This window comes from Flavobacterium sp. EDS (genome assembly GCF_020991525.1).
In the GTDB taxonomy this organism is placed as follows: Bacteria; Bacteroidota; Bacteroidia; order Flavobacteriales; family Flavobacteriaceae; genus Flavobacterium.
Genome location: NZ_JAJMOZ010000008.1, coordinates 62,078 through 79,759, shown reverse-complemented (window position 1 = coordinate 79,759; position 17,682 = coordinate 62,078). Strand labels below are relative to the sequence as shown.

The window sequence follows — 17,682 nt, the reverse complement described above, 5'->3', positions numbered from 1 at the left end:
AGGACTCGTGAAAACGGGTCCTTTTTTTTATGAAGTAATCAAATTAATTTTAGATACGTATACTGATGTAAATAATGTGTTGTGCAAGAATCAATTCAAAGTTGATTGTACCACAGAAAATCAATTGGTAGTTAAAAAGAACCTAAGGGGGAGAATAATGATGGCGTATGAGAATTTCTTGGATAAGGAAGTATCATAAATAAAAAAAAGGACTCGTAAAAACGGGCCCTTTTTTTATGTAGTAATCAAATTAATTTTAAATTGATTGCTCTTTCTTTGCTTTTCTTTCTTTGTACATTTCCCATAAAGCTCCACCAATCCAATATTGAACGAAACCTACAAGAAAAAACATTAACCAAAACCCTATAGTTAGAATGGTTAAGAAAAGTAAAAAGCCTAAATACTGTGAAAATTCAAACATGTTTTCCGGAATTTTTGAATGTAGGCACAAATGTAGGCCTAATATTTTTTCTTACCAATAAAAAACTAAATCAATTTTTATAAAATAGTAATTATCCGTATTTTTGAGGTCAATTTAAAATGAATATGCCTAGAATTTACTTCTGGAGCAATTACCAGCTGTTCGTTATATCTTTTTTGGGCTAAAATGCCCTAAAAAAGGATGCCACTTCCATCTGGGCTATAGAATATTATTATCAAACATCAGATTTTTATATAATAACACACATAAATACACTAAAATGAAATTTAGAATAGAAAAAGACACCATGGGAGAGGTGCAAGTTCCAGCAGAAAAATATTGGGGTGCACAAACAGAACGTTCTCGTAATAATTTTAAAATTGGAGCAGCAGCATCAATGCCAAAAGAAATTGTTGAAGGATTTGCTTACTTAAAAAAAGCAGCTGCTTTTGCAAATCATGATTTAGGTGTTTTGCCAGTAGAAAAAAGAGATGCAATTGCTGCAGTATGTGACGAAATATTAGCAGGCAAATTAGATGATCAATTTCCGTTGGTAATTTGGCAAACAGGTTCAGGTACTCAAAGTAACATGAACGTAAACGAAGTAATTGCAAACCGCGCACAAGTTCTTAAAGGATTTGAAATTGGAGAAGGAGAGCAATTCATAAAAGCAAATGATGATGTAAATAAATCACAATCATCAAACGATACTTTTCCAACAGGAATGCACATTGCAGCTTACAAAGCAGTTGTGGAGATTACTATTCCTGGAGTTGAAAAATTAAGAGATACACTTCATGCAAAAGCAGTTGAATATAAAAATGTTGTAAAGATCGGACGTACGCACCTTATGGATGCAACACCGCTTACTTTAGGACAAGAACTTTCAGGATATGCAGCTCAATTAACTTATGGACTAAAAGCAGTTAAAAATACCTTAGCGCACTTATCAGAAGTTGCTTTAGGAGGAACGGCAGTAGGAACAGGTTTAAACACACCAGCTGGATACGATGTAAAAGTAGCTGAGTATATTGCTGAGTTTACAGGACATCCGTTTGTAACAGCAGAAAATAAATTTGAAGCACTTGCAGCTCACGATGCAATTGTTGAATCTCATGGAGCATTAAAACAATTGGCAGTTTCTTTAAATAAAATTGCTAATGATGTTCGTATGTTAGCTTCAGGACCACGTTCAGGAATTGGAGAAATTATTATTCCAGAAAATGAGCCAGGTTCATCTATTATGCCAGGAAAAGTAAACCCAACACAATGCGAAGCATTAACAATGGTTTGTGCACAGGTTATGGGTAACGATGTGGCTATTTCAGTAGGAGGAATGCAAGGTCATTACGAATTGAATGTTTTTAAACCAGTAATGGCAGCTAACTTCTTGCAATCAGCACGCTTATTAGGAGATGCTTGTGTTTCGTTTGATGAGCATTGTGCACAAGGTATCGAGCCAAACTATAAACGTATTAAAGAATTAGTAGATAATTCATTAATGTTAGTAACAGCTTTAAATACTAAAATTGGATATTACAAATCGGCAGAAATAGCTCAAACAGCACACAAAAACGGAACGACACTTAAAGAAGAAGCTGTTCGTTTAGGATACGTATCAGCAGAAGATTTTGATGCTTGGGTAAAACCAGAAGATATGGTTGGAAGCCTTAAATAATTAATTGTTAATTATGGATTGTTAATTGTTAATGATGCGTAATAAATGAAAAACCCTGCAATGTATTAACATTGCAGGGTTTCGTTTTTTATGTCATCTATTGTCATCCTGAGCGTAGTCGAAGAGCTTTAATGATCATTATTATAATCAATAATTACTGTCACCCTGAGCGTAGTCGAAGGGCTTTAATTATCAACAATTAATAATTAAATTACTTCCCATCTACATAATCTTGTAAATAGCTAAAACGTGGCGTTAGCTTACCGTTTTCTGTTATTTTGGCTCTGTGTAAGATTCCATCTTTATCACCGTTAAAAAAGGCAGGAATTACGTGTTCCATAAAAAGTTCCCCAAAACCTTCACTAGCATCTTTTGGAATTTCGCAAGGCAAATTATCTACAGCCATTACCACAATTGCAGCAGGATGAAAAACATCAACCTCTTTGTCTTCACCAGGGAAATAACCATATAAAGGCTCTTCGATAGTCGATGAGCGAAGTGTGCAGGCAATAGGGCCATTTATATCACATGAAATATCGGCAACGACTTTTATTTTACAATCTTTAGACTGAAGCATTTCTCTAGACAAAATCATTGGTGCCGCATTTGCATGAAAGTGCCCAGCAAAATAAACATCAGTTACTCGAGTGAATCTTTCAAAATCAGAAACGTACTCCTGAGGGTGTTCGTAAAAATCGGTATAATCTAAAAGCTGACCATCTTTACGTTTGTTATAATCCAAAACATCAAGTTGAACATAAACTGCTTGAGTATAATTTTTAGTTAGGTAATTGTCAATAGTTACCTCTTTTATTTTAATGGCGTCAAGGATTTCTTTAGCACCGCTACCTACTTTTCCAGTTCCAGTAATAACAAACTTTAAAGGAGGAAGTGTAATGCGTTTTAAATGAGCAATTAAAGCCTCTTTGCCAGATAAAGTTTCTGCTTTAGGCAATTTAAACAATTCAAATTTAATTCCGAATGCACGAATTCCATTATATACACCAACAATACCTGCGTATCTTCCAAAGCCAATAAGCCTTTGGTTGTGAGAGTTTACGATAGTTTCATGATCGTATAATTCGATGTTTTTTTCTAAGATTGCTTGTAGCAATTTTCGATTATAAGGTTGTTTCTTGATGGTATGAGAAAAGAAGAAATAAGCCTTATCAGGAATTAAATTCTCGATAGGAACTTCTTTTACTCCAAATAATACATCACAATCCGAAACATCATCGGTAACAGTTATACCTAAGCTTTTGTATTGAATATCGGTAAAAATTCGAATATCAGAACTTTCTACAGCTACAGTAGCTTCATGATAAAGTTGTTTCAATCGAGCCAGTTCGTTAGGAGCAAATACAACTCTTCTGTCTGGTGGGTTTTTTCTCTCTTTTATAATTCCAAATTTCATTTATTGGTGTTTAGGTTTGTATAAATATAACTTTATTGGTTAAATTTGTTTTAAATATAACAAATATAGTTAAAGTTTTGTTGTTTTTTTTGAAAAATATCCAAGCTCATTTTATTATGTGCTGATGTTCAATGGACTGATAAAAATCAAGCTTAAAACTGTGTTAAATTATGAGAATTCATCTCAGAAAGGCAAATAAACAAAAGTATTCAATTCTATATATTTGTTTCCCTAGAATCCAACTCATGAATTTCATTAAAAAAGCAAATATAGCACAAATCCTTTTCCTTATTTTAGTTTTAAGCTCTTGTGGAAAAGATAAAAGTTCAAATGCAGCTCTTGCTGAAACTGTAGAAGATACACTCCCTAAGATGAAGCCTTTGCTTCATGAAAAAAAGTTACCTGCTAGCTATGTAGCTACAATAAAAAACAAAGTTGATTCTTTTTATAATAAGAACTGGCCTAATAATTCCATGAATGGAGGATTTTTAGTAGCAAGAAACGGCGAGATTATCTATGAGAAATATGAAGGCTATGCGAATAAAAATCAAAAAACGGAGATAGATAGGAATACGCCGTTGCATATAGCATCGGTTAGTAAAGTACTTACTGCAACAGCAGTTTTAAAGTTGGTAAATGCAGGGAAATTTGATTTAGATCAAAAAGTAAATACCATTTTGAAAACATTTCCTTATGAAGATATTACAGTAAGGATGTTATTAAATCACAGAAGTGGAATGCGTAATTATGCTTATTTTACAGATAAGGACAAAACAATTTGGGACAGGCACAATCAATTAACCAATCAGGATATTTTAAATATCATGGCTACAAAAGATATTGGTTTAGAGTATAAACCCAATACTCGTTTTACCTATTGTAATACTAATTATGCGATGTTAGCATTAATTATAGAGAAAATAACAGGACTTAGTTATAAAGAGGCAATGACTCAAATGATTTTTAAGCCTTTGGGAATGACGCATACTTATGTTTTTGATATCGATAAAGACAGAAAAACAGCTGTTCCATCATATAAAGGAAATAATGTTGAAATTGGAATAGATTATCTGGATGCTGTTTATGGGGATAAAAATGTTTATTCAACTCCTCGTGATTTATTAAAATTTGATAGAGCAAGAAATGCTCCTAATTTTTTAAAACCTGAATTACTAAAACAAGTTTATGAAGGATATAGTAATGAGCGCAAGGGAGAAAAAAATTATGGACTTGGTATTCGAATGATTAATTGGTATTCGGGACAACATTTTTATTTCCATAACGGATGGTGGCATGGAAATACGTCATCTTATATAACGCTTCAAAAAGAAAATGTTACTATCATTGCGTTGTCTAATAAATTTACCCGTAAAACATATGCGGTTCGTAAATTGGCACCGATCTTTGGAGATTATCCTTTTGTTTTTAAAGATCTCGACTAATATATGGGTTATAAATTGAGGAGCTAAAATTAAATCGAATATTTTTTTGAAATTAATTTCGATTGATGGCTCAAAAAGCGTAATTTTGCAATCTCAATTTTTTATTGAAAAGAAATGGGGTCGACTGGTTTTGACAGCAAGTCGAATTGAACAGTAAGCACGTCGAGCATTGAGACCTTGCTCGTAAATATAAGATCTCAACACTTTTACACGGCGAAAATAACTACGCTTTAGCTGCATAATCCGAATTATAGTACGATTAAGCCACGTTCCTATCAGATAGGAAAGCTGGATTCTCCTTGAAAGCCTTGGTTTGTGGCGGTCAATACAGGGGAACCGTAAAAATAAACCTAGATTTCCATGAGCTTCGGGTGGATTTCGAAATTAAGAAGATAAGTATTGTGTGGCTGTTCCTGGCCGAGCACAATATCGAAAATCTAATCAGGAAATAAGCGTGTAGAAAGCTCTTTAGTTGCTTGTTTGGACCCGAGTTCGATTCTCGGCGACTCCACAAAAAAAGCCTGTAAACTTAATGTTTACAGGCTTTTTTGTTTTTCATAGGGATTCAAAAATTTAATTTTTTGTCCTGTTTTTAATTAAAATATGCATCTGACATAGATTTATATATGCCAGATGCCGTTACAAATCAACCTTCAATTAAAATTTTATTTTACTGTATACGTCATACGGTTTGCTTCACAAAGCCTGAAATAGCCTAAAGCAAAATTATTAGAATCAGTTGTATTGATTATATTTCCTCTAATATTACCAGGTATTGCAGCAAAAGGGTTTGAATTTGTAACCTCTAAAATTAGATTCATATAATTATAAAAGTTCTTAGTAATACCACGATGTGTTATATTAAGTGTTATTCCCGGTTTTAAATCTGAATCTGAAAATTTTTCAGCTAATTCATTTCCATTAGTAAATTCATCACTTGTTGATGTGTATTCTGGAAAAGGAGATAAAACACTTTTATAATCTGTTAGATAGTAATTAGTCTGATCAGCTGGGTCTTTATAATAAAATGCTACTACAATAAGATCAGGCCCTGTTATATCTGGCATAAATTCCTGTTCTATTCTGTCAATTGGCGGCACAGAAACTAATTTTTCAATAGCTGTTAAACTTTGTCCATCGACTTGTGCAAATAATTTATATTCCATATTAATTACAGGAACAAAATTAGTACAGATATATATTCCTGGCTCAGATTCATTAAATGTAAAAACAACTCCATCACTATTTTCGACCCTTACTTGTGCTCCTGAAACCTTTGGTGTAGTGGCACTGTAATAAGGAGCCATTCTGCTTATTTTTATTGTCTGTTTACTGCCGCTAGTTCCTTTTTCCCAAATTATCTCAGCATCGATTACTATTTTAGGTTCTCCAGTTTCTAATTCAAGCTCAACAACCTTGTCACAAGACAGAAAAAGTAAAACAAAAAGAAAGCTAAATAAAGTAAATCCTTTACTTTTAAAATTGTATTTTTTTAATCTTAGCATGCTATTAAAATTTAAAATTATAAGAAACACCAGGTACTAATCCGTAAATAGAGAGTTGTTTGGACTCATTAACTCCTGTATTATTATTTTGTGAAAACATCATCGATGCGGCATTTTGTCTGTTATAAAGATTATAAATACTAAATACCCAATAGCTTTGCCATCCTTTCTTTTTATCTGGTTTAGGGGTGTAGGTTGCGCCAATATCCAAATGATGATATGCAGGGAGTCTGCTTGAATTTCTCAACGTATAATTAGGTACATATCTTTCCCCAAATTCATAATACCCGTTAGGATATGTTACTGGCTGACCTGATTGTAAAGTAAAATTAGCATTAAAGGACCATTTAGCGTTGAATTCATAATTTGCAGTAATATTCAGATTATGTAATTTATCATATCCTGATAAATACCAATCACCATTAGCAATACCTGGTTCTTGAGGAGTTCTGCCAGGCGTTTTTTGTTCTGCCTTAGACAAAGTATAAGCAACCCATCCTGTAAAGCGGCCTGTATTTTTTCTGTATAATAGTTCCATACCATACGATCTTGCTTCTCCATTCAGGATATCCTGCTCTATATTATTGTTACCCAATAAATTTGCACCATCAATATAATCGATACGGTTTTTAATTTTTTTATAAAATAATTCCCCCTCAAAGGAGTACTCACGTTCCTTAAAATTTTTGAAAAATCCTACTGCATATTGATCCAGCATTTGTGGTTTTGTAAAAGGACCGCTTGGTGTCCAGATAGTCATAGGCAACGGAGCTCGGGTATTAGACAACATATGAATATATTGCGCCATTCTGTTGTAACTTGCCTTTACTGAGGTTTCGTCATTAAAAGCATATGATAATGCCAATCTTGGTTCAAGGTTATTAAACTTACTAATGGTTTTTCCTTTTCCGTAGTATGTACTTCCAGTTGGAGTTGCTTCTTCATAAATATGATATAACGGATTGTATACTACTGCTTCTCCATTTTCGTACGTACTGATACTTTCGCCTCCTAAACGATAAAAGGTACTGTAACGAAGTCCATAACGAAGATTCAGCTTTTCTGTGATCTGATTCTCGACATCCAAATATGCAGACGTTTCTAAAGCATATTTTTTATCTAATTGATTGTAATTATACTGCGAATTAACACCATACGGGCGTACAGTTCCTGGATTAAAATTATAATATAAACCATCAATACCATAGTTAAGTTTAAAATTGTCTGATATGGTGTGATTCCAATTGTATTTAAGCCCGTAGTTGGTAATCTTACTGTCCCATTCAAATTTTTGAAATGGTATTTGCAGATTAAATTTATAATCACTGTAAAAAACAGAAAGGTTTGTATTTAACTTTTCAGAAAATTTATGTTTCCAGCTAAACGTTCCCATAGTATTACCGTAGGTACTGGCAAAAAAGTTATTAATATCAAATATATCATTCCCTAAGTAACCAGAAAAAGCAATTGTATTATTGGCTCCTAAACGATAATTAAGTTTGGCATTAATATCATAAAACATTACAGAACTCTTAATATCAGTAAGTTTCAGGAATAAATGTGCATAAGAAGCGCGCCCAGCAACAATAAATGAACCAACATCTTTTTTTAAAGGGCCTTGTACTAAAAGCCGACTTGATATAAGACCAATACCTCCGTTTATTTTATACTCATTAAGATCTCCCGTTTGCTGTGTTACATCCAGAACAGAGGAAACACGCCCTCCAAATTTAGACGGAATTCCTCCTTTGTATAAATCTAATCCGCTAACAACGTCTGCATTAAAAATAGAAAAGAAACCAAACATATGAGAATCTCCGTATACTGGAGCACCATCTAAAAGAATCAAATTCTGATCAGCGGCACCACCGCGAACATTAAAACCAGACGAAGCTTCACCAGCATTTGTAACACCAGGTAAAGTCAATAATGATTTTAAAGGATCTGGTTCACCCATTGCCGTAGGCAATCTTTTAATCTCGGCCATCGAAAGCTTATTAACGCTCATCTGAGTGTTTTTCACATCAACTGCCTTACTTGTAGTTATGACTATCTGTTCTAATTCGTGACTGTCTGATTCCATGCTGAAATCAATTTTAGTATCATCAGAAACTGTGACTTGCTTTTTTTTATTCTTGTAGCCTACATAACTAACTAAAACAGTATAAGTTCCGTTGTCTAAATCGATAGTGTACTTTCCATTTTTATCAGTTGTAGCGCCTGTTTCGATTTCTGAGATATAAACATTTGCGCCAATAACAGGTTCCCTGTTCTCATCAATAAGTTGCCCTGTTAGCTTATTTTTTTGGGCTCCTTTTGTAACTTTTTGTTTTACAAAAATATTATTACCCACTACTGAAAACTGAATTGTACCAGTCTTATTAAGTTCATTTATGAGTTGTTTTATCTCAATATTTTTATAAGTCTTTTTATGTGTAAAATATTTTTGACTGATATTAATTTGATCAGTATAGGCGAATTTAAAATCGGTTTGATTCTCAATTTGCTTAAAAAAATCTTTTAAGGTCACAGTTTGGTCTACAGTCACGTTTATGTTTTGGGAGAACACACACCAACTGAATAAAAAAAAGCATGTTGAAATTATATGCTTCATGAATTTTTGTATTTTTGAATATTATTAAATGGATAGTTTTATGCTATCTGAACTATGGGAAGGATGTTTAGTTTCGCGGCTAGGACATCCTTTTCTTTTCTACTGAAAAGTAATCTGTTTTAATTTTTCATTTACTTCAAAGTTTAGGTTATACATTTCTGATATTAATTGGACAATTGTTTTTAAATCTTCTTTTTTATTGATTCGAACTGTAATTCTTTGATTATAATATTCCTGTGGAATGGTTACTTTATAACCATAATTTGACTCGATATAGGTGCTGATTGTGCTCAGTTTTTCATTATCAAAATCTAAAAATCTATTAAATTCAGTTACAGAAGCGATTTCGTTTCCGTAGATGAATTTTTCACCAGGTTTAAGTATCCATTTTTTATCTTGGTTTTTTACACTCATCTCAACACTTCCTTCATAAAGTTCTACCGCCACTTCTTTTTTAGGATAGCCTTTAACTGTAAAAGCGGTACCTAATACTGTAGTTGTGGTTTCGTTACAAAACACCTGAAAAGGATGTTTTTTGTCTTTTTTTACTTTAAAATAAGCTTCTCCATTAATTTCTACTTTTCTATTAACAGCAAAATTAGTAGCATACATAATTTTGGAATTTGGACTCAACTCTACTTTTGTACTATCTGGTAAGGCTACAATTTTAATTATAGAAGTGGTGTTTTCTATCGTATTTTCCACAATTTCAATATTGTTACTTATTGGGTCATTAGTAAAGTACAGACCTACCCCGATAAGAGTAAAAATTAAAATAGCGGCTGCGGCTGCATAATGGCGCCATGAACCAAATTTTTGTTTTTTGGATGGGAATGTCTTCGATTGGAATTGTTCCCAAGAAGCCTCTTTTTCAGAGTCAGAATGAGAAATGGGAGTTTCATTCCATAATTTTTTTAATTCTTCTTCTAATTTCTTTTCGTCCATATCTTTTGTGCGTTAAAGTTTTTGGCAATAAAATCCTTGTTTGTTAAAAACACCATAAACCATTTCTTTAATATCTCTATTAGTTTCAATTCTTAGAATATGGTCACTATTATCCAAATCAAAATTCATTATACAATCAGAAATGATAAACTGCAGAAGTACTACAATGAAGCTTGCATCTTCTTTGGTTGTAACATCTGTTTTATAAGATTCAGTACGCATTTTATGTTTCCGTTTATATCTATAACAAACGAGAACATAAAAGTTCCTAATGCTCTTCTATTTTTTTTCGAATAAATTTACTGGCAAGATAAATATGATTGGCAATCGTTTTTTCAGAAAGATCTGTAATTGATGCAATCTCTTTATAACTAAGGTTTTCCAGTTTGTGTAAAGTGAATATTTTTTGTTGTTGTTCGGGAAGTAGATTTATGAAGTTGTATAATTTTTCTCTTCTTTCTTCAAAAATATCTGTTTCAGTATCTTCTTGCTCCATTTGAAACTCCAGAGGATCAAGCTGAATTAGTTTGTTTTCTCTATTAAGATGATTTATAATGATGTTTTTGCATATTGTAAACAATTGTTTATCAAATAAAACATCTTCATTGAGTAATTCTCTTTTATTATATAATCGTAAAAAAGTCTCCTGAACGAAATCCTGTGGGCTAAGAACAGTAAAATTAAATCGCTTGGCAATGTTTATTAGTTTATCGTAGTAATTTAGATAAGCTTCCTTAAAAGAAGCTTCATTACCTTTTTTTAAACTTAATATAAACTTTTTATTGTCCATAACGTAAATATGATGACTGATTTTAGTTCAATTTTCAAAAAAATATTGAGTTCTAAATTTGACCATTAAGGTTAGCTTATTCAATTTTTAATAAACTTTGCGGTGCAAATAACAGCAATTTTATTTGAAAATTTATTCAAGAGAAAAAGATAGTTATAAAATAGTATACACCAATCTGTAAGATTTGCTTTGTGAGTAGTAGTTGTTTGTACATTATTTATTTGTTGGAAAACTAAAAAAGGATATAATATTTATAAGCAAACAGTTGGTTTTGGGTAGGTAATATATGAGGAAGTTTTTATTATTAACAAAAAATCCTGTAAACAATGTTTACAGGATTTTTTTGTTTTGCTAATGTCGTGAGTGATTTGTAGGGTTTTATTATTGAGGAGTGTATCGAATAGTATTCTTTATCTTCATATTTAAACCAATAGGCAATCGTAATTAATGCAATTTTTGATGTTGTTAGTATTAAACTACTGTAACTTCAACTGCATTTTTGCCTTTCTTTCCGTCAACTATTTCAAATTGAACAGAGTCATTTTCACTAATTTGCTCTTTTAAGCCTGATGCATGAACAAATACGTCTTGTCCTGTACCTTCTTCTGTAATGAATCCAAATCCTTTTGCTTCATTGTAAAATTTTACTACTCCTGTTTTCATAATTTATATTAAATTTATTAGTAAATGTAGTCGAAAAATAAATTTAACTTATTGATTATTAGTTTTTATTTTAAAAAATAATTCTATATATTTTAACGTTTTGTTAAGGATTGATAAAGTTAGTGTCTAATTTGGTTAGTTATGCGATAATATAAGAGAGAGATCTAGCCGAGATTGTAGTGGCATCCTTTTTATCTTCCTTTTTTTGGAGATAAAAAGATAAAGCGGAGAGCTGGAAAATGCTCCAAAAAATAAAACCACCCGAAATGAGTGGTTTTGATCTTCTAAGAAATATTTTATTAAACAGTTTGGTCATCTATTGTTGCGGTAGGTGCATTGGTTTTTACCGATTCGATTCCGTTATCTCTTGCTGAGACGCTTTCATACATTTCGCTAGTTCCAATAATCTGACCATTGGTAGCTTTTAGATTAAAATAAGGCTTTCCGTTAGTTGATGTTTTTCTGTCAAATTTTGAATCATCTTGCGAATTGGTTCTTACCGATTCGATTCCGTTTAAACAGCCTGCTTTTGCTGAATATCCTTCGCTTGCAAGAATTGTTTGTCCGTTGTTAGCTTTTAAATTAAATTGAAACTCTCCGTTTGTTCTTTTTGTGATAACAAATTTTCCCATTCTAAATATTGGTTAAGGTTAAAAATAGTTTTTAATAGTTGTTTTATTTCATAAAAATACAAAAGAAAAATATTAGAAGATAGTGGGAAACAGTAAAATTTTTAAATAAATAATTAAAAAAAAAACGAGAACTTAATTTTTAATTAGGTTCTCGTTTTTTATATGATAAAATTGTTTTCTAGAATTTAAATCCTAAGCTAATATTTGAAACAGCAGTTTTTACTTTTAAATTAGAAGCATCAATATCTGTAACACCTGCTAAATATCTATAGTCTAGTGTGAATTTCCATAAATCAACACCAACTCCACCAAGGAGACTGTTGTTGTTTTTTACAACGTCGATATAGTTTAAATTGTTGTTTCTGTCTATATTTGAGTAGTTTTTCCAGTTGTAACCGCCAAATATTCTAACATTTCCGAGTTTACCTAAAGGAACAATTTTGTAACCTACAATTAATGTCGCTTCAGTTCCAGATAATTTATAATCTGTATTAGCGATACCAGATTCAGATACAGTAAATTTAGATTGTGCGTATCCAAATTCAGCTTGTCCATAAAGCATTAATAAATTTACTCTTGCAAAACCTCCAAAACCTATTGAATTACCTGAACTATCAGAATTGTAATCATTTGTTGAGATTGAAGTTATGTTAGAAGAAACGATAGGACCGAATTGTAGTAATTGGGCAAATGAATTTGCACTGATACATAATAGTGTGATTAAAAAAAGCTTTTTCATAGGGAGGGTTATTTGGGGGTATACTATTTAACAATTAAAATTAATTATTATATGTCAGAATCGAAAGACATATCTTCTTTATTTTTTTATTGATTTTATTGGTATTGGCATTATTTCTTTGAATTTTAATAGAATAAGATTTCTTTAGGTGGATTTTAAAAAGAGAAATATATTATGGAATCGGATTTTAGTATAGGTTAATTCTGTAAAAAAAATAAGCAAAAGAATAGGTTTACTTGAGGGGGTGTATTGTTATGAGAGGGTTAAAATAATTAATTCTAAATTTGAATCCTTAGCCAATTAAAAAAGTAATTATGACAATCAAAGAAATTCCTGCCTCTGAAACATGGGCAATTCGGCATAAAGTAATGTGGCCAGCAATGTCTTTAGAATTTGTACAATTAAAAGAAGATGATTTAGGTATTCATTTTGGAGTATATAATGAATCCAAACTAGTTGCGATTGTTTCTTGTTTTGAAGATAATAACGAAATGCAATTTAGAAAATTAGCTACTTTGACTGAAGAGCAAGGAAAAGGTTTTGCAACAATACTGCTAAATTATGTTTTTCAACAAGCTAAGGATAAAGGAGTAAAGCGTATTTGGTGCAATGCTAGAGTAAACAAAAAATCTTTTTATGAGAAATTTGGATTAGTAGATACAGAGAATACTTTTTTTAAATCGGGGCAAGAGTTTACAATAATGGAACTGCGTTTTTAAAATTAGATTCTAAAATCAAGAATAGTATATCTGGTTCATATATAGTTGTTTAATGATTTTCGAATGCTATTTGTGTATATTAAAGCTTAAATTTCTGTGAGTTATAAATTTTTATTAATAAATTATCATTTATACTTCACTAAAAAAACTATTTTTGGATTCTGTATAAATTAAGATTGAAATGCATAAAAATCAGCACATAATACTATTTTTTTTATTTTTTATTTTTTTAGGATGGAGTGGAAGTGCTCAAGAAAAATCGCGATATCCTAAAAACGAATTTAGAGGAGTTTGGATTGCTACCGTTGTTAATATTGACTGGCCAAAAAGTAAAATTGATAATGTTGAAAAGCAAAAAGCAGATTATCTTGAGATTTTAGATACCTATAAAAAATTGAATTTTAATGCTGTAATTGTACAGATTCGAAGTGTTGGTGACGCTATTTACCCTACAAAGTTAGCTCCTTGGTCGCGTTATTTGACTGGAAAAGAAGGACAGGAACCAAAACCATATTATGATGTTTTAGCTTGGATGATCGAGCAAGCGCATAACAGAGGATTTGAGTTTCATGCTTGGATGAATCCATACAGAGCAACGTTTGACTTAAAAAAAGATAGTTTATACTCTAACCATGATGTTATTAAACATCCAGAATGGATGATTGAATATGGAGGTAAATTATATTACGATCCTGCTTTGCCAGAAGTACAGGAGCATTTAACAACTATCGTAGAAGAAGTTGTAGAGAATTACGATATCGATGCGATACATTTTGATGATTATTTTTATCCATATACTATACCAGGAAAACAATTTAACGATACAGCCTCTTATAAAAAATATGGCAACGGACTTAGTTTACCCGATTGGCGTAGAGCAAACGTGAGCAATTTTGTTCAAACTATTTCGACTACAATAAAAAGCTGTAAACCTTGGGTACAATTTGGTATTAGCCCTTTTGGCGTTTGGCGTAATAAATCAAAGGACCCTAAAGGTTCAGATACTCAATCGACATCTAATTATGATGATTTATATGCAGATCCTATTTTATGGATGGATCAAAAATGGATTGATTACATTATACCTCAATTGTATTGGAGTATGAATAATCCGAGAGCTAATTATTCGAAACTGGTAAAATGGTGGTCTGAGAATTCTAATAACACAGCTATCTATATTGGGCACAGTCCATATAAGATTAGAGCTGATAGTGATAAAAGCTGGAATCTTGCAACCGAAATACCAAATCAGGTTGATTATGCCAGAAGTTTTAAGAATGTAACAGGAAGTGCTTATTTTAGTGCCAAATTATTGATTAATAAAAATCAAGATGTCGTACGTCTTTTAGCCGAAAACCAATATAAATATCCAGCACTTCCATCTGCAGTTCCTAATCTTAAAAAGATTGTTGTTGATGTTCCTGTGGTAAATGAATTTGCAAAAGACAGTATCAATTATTCATTTAATGTTAAATACCCGTTGAATACTAAGGTGCGTTACGTTGTTGTTTATGGTGCAGAAAGTGAGGCGAAAATTGATATTAATGATCCATCTCAGATTATTGATAAATTGACAGTTCATGAAATAGATGGTTCTATTTACTTTGTTCTTTCAGAAAAAACAATGAAAAAATACAAAGCGTGTGCAATCACTTTTATTGATTACTATGCAAACGAAAGCACTCCAACTAGTATTGATTTAAAAAAAGGATTTAAAGTAAACGTAGCTGAAATAACAGATGAAAACAGAAAATAATAAACCTTGGTTGTGGATTCCATTATTGAATTTTGCGTCAGGATTTCCTTATATAGTAATTATTTCAGTTTCGGTACTGATGTACAAAAATCTAGGAATTACCAATGAAGACATTGGTCTTTATACTAGTTTATTATATCTGCCTTGGGTTATTAAACCTTTGTGGAGCCCTTTTATCGACTTACATGGCACGAAACGAAAATGGTTTTTGGCAATGCAATTCGTTATTTCAATTGCTTTTTTAATAGTAGGACTAACTATTCCGCTGAATAATTTCTTCATACTAACTTTAGCTATATTTTGGGTTGCCGCTTTTGCTTCAGCATCTAATGATATTGCCAGTGATGGATTCTATTTGTTAGTTTTACCAAAAGAGCAACAATCTTTTTTCTTAGGAATTAGAAGTACTTTTTATAGAATCTCAATGCTTGCCGGAAATGGATTAATCGTGCTTTTGGCAGGATATCTGGAGCATAAATTTGGAGATAATCGCAAAGCCTGGTCATATACCATGATTTTTGTGGGATTGCTAATGGCTCTTATTACAGCATATAATTATTTTTCTACACCTAAAACAGAAAATACTACTCCAGGAACAGCCAAAGAAATTGCAAATCAAAGTTTTGCTTCCGTTTTTGCAAGTTTCTTTAGAAAGAAACAAATTGTTTTAGTACTTGCTTTTATCTTGTTATTTCGATTAGGAGAATCACAATTGATGAAAATGCTAACTCCATTTTTAGTAGATCCGATAAAATATGAATTAGTCGAATCAGGTTCTGATGAAAGTCAGGCGAAAGCATTAGCGGTTTATAATTCAAAAGTTGCCAAAGGAGATAAATTATCTGATTCAGAGTTACAATTACTGTATTCAAAATTGCCAATATCGGCAGAAATGGCAAATGCTAAAAAACCTTTGCTAGAAGTTGAAAATAAAGACCCAAAAGAATATAAGAATCTAAACAAAGCTAGAATAAACTTTGTAAATCAATTGGTTTCAACTAAAGGAACTCAAAAAGAGGTTCTAAAAGGAGGAATGGGACTTGATACAGAAGATATTGGTCTAATTTATGGAACCTTCGGATTAATTGCTTTAATGCTTGGAGGAGTTTTAGGAGGAATTGCAATATCGAGACATGGTCTTACTAAATGGATGCTTCCGATGATTCTAACCATGCACTTGCCAATTATTGGATTTATCTTGTTGTCTTACTTTCACCCTTCATCAGTATTTTATATTTATGCAGTGGTAATTGTAGAGCAGTTTGGTTATGGTTTTGGTTTTGCAGCCTTTATGATGTATTTAATTTATGTTGCCGAAGGGGAATCAAAAACGTCACATTATGCCATTGCTACAGGATTTATGGCTTTGGGAATGATGTTGCCTGGAATGGTAAGTGGATATATTCAGGAATATTTAGGATATGGAAATTTCTTTATTTGGGTATTTTTAGCCACAATTCCAGGAGTAATTCTTTCCAGATTTTTAATTTTCCCACAAGATTTCGGTAAGAAGATAGAATAAGATTTAATTAGAATATAACGCCCATGGAAATCAATGAAAACATCCAGGTTGAACGAAACCTGAAAGCAATTGAATTTGAAAAAGCAGGAGAGATTGAGAAAGCAATTGCGTTATACGAAGAAAATAGTAATGAAGGTTTTAAAGGAAATCACTCTTATGACCGACTGGCTACTATTTATAAAAATCAAAATGATGTCGATAATGAAATTCGAATATTAGAAAAAGCAATTTTAATTTACGAAGTAATTACACTTGAAGATAGAATTGAAGGAATGCCTAAACTCTTTCGATTTAAAAACAGACTTGAAAAAGCCTTGCATACTAAAAGTCAGCTAGCCAAGCAAAAGAAGGCTAAACTTAAGTAAAAATAATTTTTTATAGTATCTGGTATTATGATTACATTAAAAAGAACAAATTCAGAAGATATCGACTTTATAAACTTGGTAGTTTTATTAAATCAGGATTTAAAAATTAGAGATGGAGCCGATCATGATTTTTATAATCAGTTTAATGGTATAGACACAATAAAGCATGCAATAGTACTTTATGAAGGCGAAGTAGCAATTGGGTGTGGCGCTTTTAGAGAAAAGGAAAATGATGTTGCCGAAATCAAACGTATGTTTGTGCATCCTGATTATCGTAAAAGAGGAATCGCATCAGCTGTTTTAAAGGAGTTAGAATTATGGGCAGCTGAAGTAAAATATAAATATACCATTTTAGAAACAGGAGTTAACCAGCCAGAAGCAATTGCTTTATATCAAAAACAAGAATATGTTATAATTCCAAATTATCCACCTTATGATGTGATGGATAATAGTGTATGCATGAAAAAAAAGCTATAA

Annotated in this window: 18 protein-coding genes and 1 other RNA gene; 9 read left to right on the top strand and 10 right to left on the bottom strand. The window is 31.8% G+C overall.

Features of this window, described 5'->3' with window-relative positions; all coding sequences use genetic code 11:
- Positions 1-7: 7 nt before the first annotated feature.
- Complete coding sequence (locus tag LPB87_RS12890) at positions 8-199, top strand: hypothetical protein (protein WP_230728152.1); 192 nt, start codon at positions 8-10, stop codon at positions 197-199.
- A gap of 57 nt (positions 200-256) precedes the next feature.
- Here the strand turns inward: LPB87_RS12890 and LPB87_RS12885 are convergent, their stop codons facing one another.
- Complete coding sequence (locus tag LPB87_RS12885; protein ID WP_035621077.1) at positions 257-421, bottom strand: hypothetical protein; 165 nt, start codon at positions 419-421, stop codon at positions 257-259.
- Between the two features lie 280 nt (positions 422-701).
- On the opposite strand from LPB87_RS12885, the gene fumC reads away from it, so the two are divergent.
- Complete coding sequence (gene fumC, locus LPB87_RS12880) at positions 702-2,099, top strand: class II fumarate hydratase (RefSeq protein ID WP_129539384.1); 1,398 nt, start codon at positions 702-704, stop codon at positions 2,097-2,099.
- A 211-nt stretch (positions 2,100-2,310) separates the two neighbouring features.
- Here the strand turns inward: fumC and LPB87_RS12875 are convergent, their stop codons facing one another.
- Positions 2,311-3,513 carry an NAD(P)-dependent oxidoreductase gene (locus LPB87_RS12875; RefSeq protein ID WP_129539383.1) on the bottom strand — a complete coding sequence of 401 codons (1,203 nt, stop codon included), beginning with the start codon at positions 3,511-3,513 and terminating at the stop codon, positions 2,311-2,313.
- 245 nt (positions 3,514-3,758) lie between these two features.
- Between LPB87_RS12875 and LPB87_RS12870 the strand changes: the two genes are divergently transcribed.
- Together LPB87_RS12870 and ssrA are read left to right on the top strand one after the other, a co-directional pair.
- Positions 3,759-4,955 carry a serine hydrolase domain-containing protein gene (locus tag LPB87_RS12870; RefSeq protein WP_129539382.1) on the top strand — a complete coding sequence of 399 codons (1,197 nt, stop codon included), beginning with the start codon at positions 3,759-3,761 and terminating at the stop codon, positions 4,953-4,955.
- 116 nt (positions 4,956-5,071) lie between these two features.
- Positions 5,072-5,469: a transfer-messenger RNA gene (ssrA, locus tag LPB87_RS12865) on the top strand.
- 151 nt (positions 5,470-5,620) lie between these two features.
- On the opposite strand, the gene LPB87_RS12860 is transcribed toward ssrA, so the two are convergent.
- The 8 genes from LPB87_RS12860 to LPB87_RS12825 all read right to left on the bottom strand — a co-directional run bounded on the left by LPB87_RS12860 (position 5,621) and on the right by LPB87_RS12825 (position 12,843).
- Positions 5,621-6,460, bottom strand: coding sequence for a DUF4249 domain-containing protein (locus LPB87_RS12860; protein ID WP_230728151.1), 840 nt, complete (start codon positions 6,458-6,460; stop codon positions 5,621-5,623).
- A gap of 4 nt (positions 6,461-6,464) precedes the next feature.
- A complete protein-coding gene (locus tag LPB87_RS12855) occupies positions 6,465-9,074 on the bottom strand; it encodes a TonB-dependent receptor (protein ID WP_230728150.1) in 2,610 nt (869 codons plus the stop codon).
- A 99-nt stretch (positions 9,075-9,173) separates the two neighbouring features.
- Complete coding sequence (locus tag LPB87_RS12850) at positions 9,174-10,019, bottom strand: FecR family protein (protein WP_230728149.1); 846 nt, start codon at positions 10,017-10,019, stop codon at positions 9,174-9,176.
- Between the two features lie 12 nt (positions 10,020-10,031).
- On the bottom strand, positions 10,032-10,241 hold the full coding sequence (locus tag LPB87_RS12845; protein WP_035628035.1) for a hypothetical protein: 210 nt from the start codon (positions 10,239-10,241) through the stop codon (positions 10,032-10,034).
- 46 nt (positions 10,242-10,287) lie between these two features.
- Positions 10,288-10,809, bottom strand: a complete 522-nt coding sequence (locus tag LPB87_RS12840) for a sigma-70 family RNA polymerase sigma factor (RefSeq protein WP_129539378.1) — start codon at positions 10,807-10,809, stop codon at positions 10,288-10,290.
- 471 nt (positions 10,810-11,280) lie between these two features.
- Positions 11,281-11,472: a cold shock domain-containing protein gene (locus LPB87_RS12835; protein ID WP_129539377.1), complete on the bottom strand. Its 192-nt coding sequence runs from the start codon at positions 11,470-11,472 to the stop codon at positions 11,281-11,283.
- 299 nt (positions 11,473-11,771) lie between these two features.
- A complete protein-coding gene (locus LPB87_RS12830; RefSeq protein ID WP_230728148.1) occupies positions 11,772-12,104 on the bottom strand; it encodes a YegP family protein in 333 nt (110 codons plus the stop codon).
- A 178-nt stretch (positions 12,105-12,282) separates the two neighbouring features.
- Positions 12,283-12,843 (bottom strand): outer membrane beta-barrel protein, encoded by a 561-nt coding sequence (locus LPB87_RS12825; protein WP_129539375.1) that lies wholly within the window; start codon positions 12,841-12,843, stop codon positions 12,283-12,285.
- Between the two features lie 314 nt (positions 12,844-13,157).
- Between LPB87_RS12825 and LPB87_RS12820 the strand changes: the two genes are divergently transcribed.
- The 5 genes from LPB87_RS12820 to LPB87_RS12800 all read left to right on the top strand — a co-directional run bounded on the left by LPB87_RS12820 (position 13,158) and on the right by LPB87_RS12800 (position 17,682).
- On the top strand, positions 13,158-13,562 hold the full coding sequence (locus LPB87_RS12820; protein WP_129539374.1) for a GNAT family N-acetyltransferase: 405 nt from the start codon (positions 13,158-13,160) through the stop codon (positions 13,560-13,562).
- A 181-nt stretch (positions 13,563-13,743) separates the two neighbouring features.
- Positions 13,744-15,318 (top strand): family 10 glycosylhydrolase, encoded by a 1,575-nt coding sequence (locus LPB87_RS12815; RefSeq protein WP_230728147.1) that lies wholly within the window; start codon positions 13,744-13,746, stop codon positions 15,316-15,318.
- Positions 15,302-16,840: an MFS transporter gene (locus LPB87_RS12810; RefSeq protein ID WP_230728146.1), complete on the top strand. Its 1,539-nt coding sequence runs from the start codon at positions 15,302-15,304 to the stop codon at positions 16,838-16,840. The genes LPB87_RS12815 and LPB87_RS12810 overlap by 17 nt, the downstream gene beginning before the upstream one ends.
- A 23-nt stretch (positions 16,841-16,863) precedes the next feature.
- Entirely contained in the window at positions 16,864-17,205 is a 342-nt protein-coding gene (locus tag LPB87_RS12805) for a hypothetical protein (protein ID WP_129539371.1), read from the top strand.
- 27 nt (positions 17,206-17,232) lie between these two features.
- On the top strand, positions 17,233-17,682 hold the full coding sequence (locus LPB87_RS12800) for a GNAT family N-acetyltransferase (protein WP_230728145.1): 450 nt from the start codon (positions 17,233-17,235) through the stop codon (positions 17,680-17,682).